Source organism: Neorhizobium descurainiae (genome assembly GCF_051400715.1).
In the GTDB taxonomy this organism is placed as follows: domain Bacteria; phylum Pseudomonadota; class Alphaproteobacteria; order Rhizobiales; family Rhizobiaceae; genus Neorhizobium.
In genome coordinates this window covers 1-3,024 of sequence record NZ_JBLFFK010000062.1, presented here as the reverse complement: position 1 = coordinate 3,024, position 3,024 = coordinate 1, and the positions used below count along the sequence as shown (strand labels likewise).

Annotated in this window: 3 protein-coding genes; 2 read left to right on the top strand and 1 reads right to left on the bottom strand. The window is 56.2% G+C overall.

The window, feature by feature from the left end; translation table 11 throughout:
- Positions 1-165 precede the first annotated feature (165 nt).
- Both ACMGE0_RS33365 and ACMGE0_RS33360 read left to right on the top strand, forming a co-directional pair.
- The gene (locus ACMGE0_RS33365; RefSeq protein ID WP_436820137.1) at positions 166-909 is read left to right on the top strand and encodes a GntR family transcriptional regulator; all 744 of its coding nucleotides are present in this window, start codon (positions 166-168) and stop codon (positions 907-909) included.
- Between the two features lie 45 nt (positions 910-954).
- Positions 955-1,470, top strand: a complete 516-nt coding sequence (locus ACMGE0_RS33360) for a hypothetical protein (RefSeq protein WP_436820136.1) — start codon at positions 955-957, stop codon at positions 1,468-1,470.
- 10 nt (positions 1,471-1,480) lie between these two features.
- Here ACMGE0_RS33360 and ACMGE0_RS33355 read toward each other — a convergent pair whose 3' ends face one another.
- Complete coding sequence (locus ACMGE0_RS33355) at positions 1,481-2,248, bottom strand: GntR family transcriptional regulator (RefSeq protein WP_436820135.1); 768 nt, start codon at positions 2,246-2,248, stop codon at positions 1,481-1,483.
- Between the last annotated feature and the right edge of the window lie 776 nt (positions 2,249-3,024).

Below are 3,024 nucleotides of genomic sequence, written 5' to 3'. Positions count from 1 at the left end.
GCTTCCATTCAGGCTTCAGACACCTTCTTGGAATCATCATCAGCCCGATCACTCAACCCTATTCTCGGACGGGCTCTGAGAGGTTCACACGCATGACATAGCGACGTGAGAGCGTAGGCAGATGGCTACGCGTACCGAGGCAATTATCGCCTCGCATGGAGTGTCATGTCGCCGAAGGCAGACCAGCAGGAGGATGAAGGTGCGGGGAACGCCGGGCTTAGCTTCGCGCTCTATCAGCAGCTCAGGGATCGCATCATTCGGCACGAGATCCCGTCCGGCCAGCACCTGGACATAAGGCGGTTGGCCGAAGACTTTTCAGTGAGCGCCGTGCCGGTGCGGGACGCGATCAACAGGCTGACGGGTGAGGCCCTCGTACAGCACGTTCCATCGAAAGGATATTTCGTCCGACCGATTTCGACTGTGGGACTAATTGAAGCCTATGATATGATTTTCATCATGCTCCGGCACAGCATCATGTATGCCGGAACCACGTTCGAGGAAGCGGGGCTGCAACGGCGTCCTGATTTCGATCGCTCCACAAGCAGCTCCGAGGTGAGAGTAACCGAGGAGACGGCCAAGGAATATGCAATCTTCGTCGAGTCTCTGTTCGAACGGATTGCCGCGCTCAGCGTTAATGCCACAGCCGTTGCAGTAACCCGTTATTTCCTCGACAGGACGCATTATGCCCGGGCACGCGACCTCCTTGACATAAGCTACCTGCGGACGGTCGACGAGTACATGGATACACTACTGACAGGTCTGACAACGCCGGATTGGGAAAAGGCATTTGCGGCCCTGGACGGCCTACGCAATGGGAAGCTGCCAAGATTACCGGGTCTCGTGAATGACATTGAATTGCAGATCCTGGCGCGCGATCCGCGTTTCCAGACTGGATCGGACGACGACTGATCGGGCAGAAGACATTGGATTAACGAGCCACTGAGGATTTAAAGCATGAACAGAAGTGAGGCGAAGGTCCGCAGCCTGCCGGCAGCCGTGACGCAGCTTATAGACGAATTCGAGTTGGCCTTCCTTGTCATGAAATATGGTGTTTCCATCAATTCGTCCAGTTTCAGCCTCTCGGGCCTTCGCCTGCCTTTCGGCATCGAAGTAAGCGGTGGCGGTAAAGATATCGAAATCGGTAACGAGGAGTTCGACGGCGCTTTCGCTATCTACACGGAACGGATCTACGACCGGCTCGCAAGCCTCACGGAAAACGTCGAAATGATGCGCACCGTGAGATGCTTTATAGACAGCAGCAGCGATGTCCGGAGAGCAGCGGCGAAAAATCGCGCATACTTCCACGCGGATGCTAAAGGGCTCCTGACTTTAACAGACGCACTGCTCCGGCTGGATACATCCGGAGCTTTGACCGAGCTCGACGCGCAACTCGCTCGTCATACCGATCGCCTCCCAGAACTGCTCACGATGCCCTGTGTCGGCGCAACCCGAGATTCTAGCGCGGCTTGATGCATTCGGCTCAGTAGGACGACGTGGACCATCCCACATCAAGGGACTCCTTCGACCAAGAGCGGTTGACCAAAAGTCCCTCGATCGCTCCTAATGAGCCGTTTTGGCGCCGGCGGGCATGTGTCAGCGCATCGGCATAAAGATAATAACCCGCTTCAAAGCGCCCAGCCTCATGCTCAACAATGTCGCGGATCGTGGCCGTCGCGAGATCGAGGCGGTGCGTTGATATCTGCTCGGTCAGCTGACCCAACATTTTTGCGAGCTCTGCTGCAGCATGAGCGTCGTTCGAAACCGCCCGTCTGAAAGCGAGCGTCTGGTCGAGAATGCTGAGCAGATGCCAACGCGGCTGCCGATGATAGCAGACCTCCACAAGGCGGCGAATGACGGCTTCGGTCCACCAAAATGCATGGGCTGGCTTCGTGCCCTCCGAAAGCTCCCTCCCGCAGCGAACCGCAGCCGCCCCTACCGCGGCAATCTGCTTTTCATGTCGAGCAACGAAATCATCATCCAACCCTGCAACGGCCACCGCCTGGCTCACCAAGCACGCGTGGGTTACGTCCGACTGTGACAGCCTTTTGGCAAAGAAGCCTCTTTCAGGAACGAAGTCGACCAGGCGTTCGTGCGAGACACGAAACAAAGCTTCCCTCACCGGGACGAGGCTCACTCCCAGAGCAGCGGAAATCTCGCGGACGTTTATAGGTGCACTATCCGATAAGACGTTGCGCGTAACGTACGCCTTAACGAACCGATAGGTGCGCCTCTGCGCATGCGGTGTCATGGTCTTCTCCACGAGAGCTTTGGCTATTCAATCAAGCGTTCTCACATGCAGTAAGTTACCAGTGGTTTGATCATTGCATTACCGGAAGCGTGACCGCAACTGTAGATTTATACGGGGCTTTTTTCAACTCGGCACGGCGATCTCTCGAAATCCCACACCCGGATTCAGCGAGACCACCGAGCTTTCGCCGATCGCAACAGTGATGCAGATTGGATCAACGGCCGAAAGCTCCAACTTTCAGCACCACGGTATTACGAGCCGTGACCTTGCCAAAAGCCGGGCGCTTGTGGCGGATTCCGAGCCGCGCCGGCTTGGCAGATTTAAGCGGCAGGCCGACCCTCGAGTGAATGCCTCAGCGCGTTTTCGTCGTTCTTCCAACGTGGAACCACGTGCGTCATTCACGATGTTTTCACCGTCGGCGGAACCTTCAATTCTTTGTGAGTTCAAACCTAACCCGCTTCCGTCATTCACGTGGACGCCGTCTGGGTCAGAGAGGAAGGAGGTACGAATTCCTCCAGCAGCAAACCTGCACTGACATCGGGAAGCGCTCGAAGCGGTACATGCCCGCGATTTACGGCCATGATCATTGTGTAATTCCTTATCCTTTGTCCCTGTGTCCGATCAGGCAGATGTTCAGGACCGCGATGGGGCGGTCCCGGTCTTGTAGGCGTCGCGCAAGTCGTTTCCATTCGTCGTCGAGGCCTTGTCAATGCCGCGTGAATTTTCCCCATTAGTGCATTAGTGGGCTCTTCCGCAATTTCGGTGCAACTTTCTGA

Coding starts and splice junctions, on each gene's coding strand:
- ACMGE0_RS33365 (WP_436820137.1), top strand. CDS start 166: ATGTCGCCGAAGGCAGACCAGCAGGAGGATGAAGGTGCGGGGAACGCC.
- ACMGE0_RS33360 (WP_436820136.1), top strand. CDS start 955: ATGAACAGAAGTGAGGCGAAGGTCCGCAGCCTGCCGGCAGCCGTGACG.
- ACMGE0_RS33355 (WP_436820135.1), bottom strand. CDS start 2,248: ATGACACCGCATGCGCAGAGGCGCACCTATCGGTTCGTTAAGGCGTAC.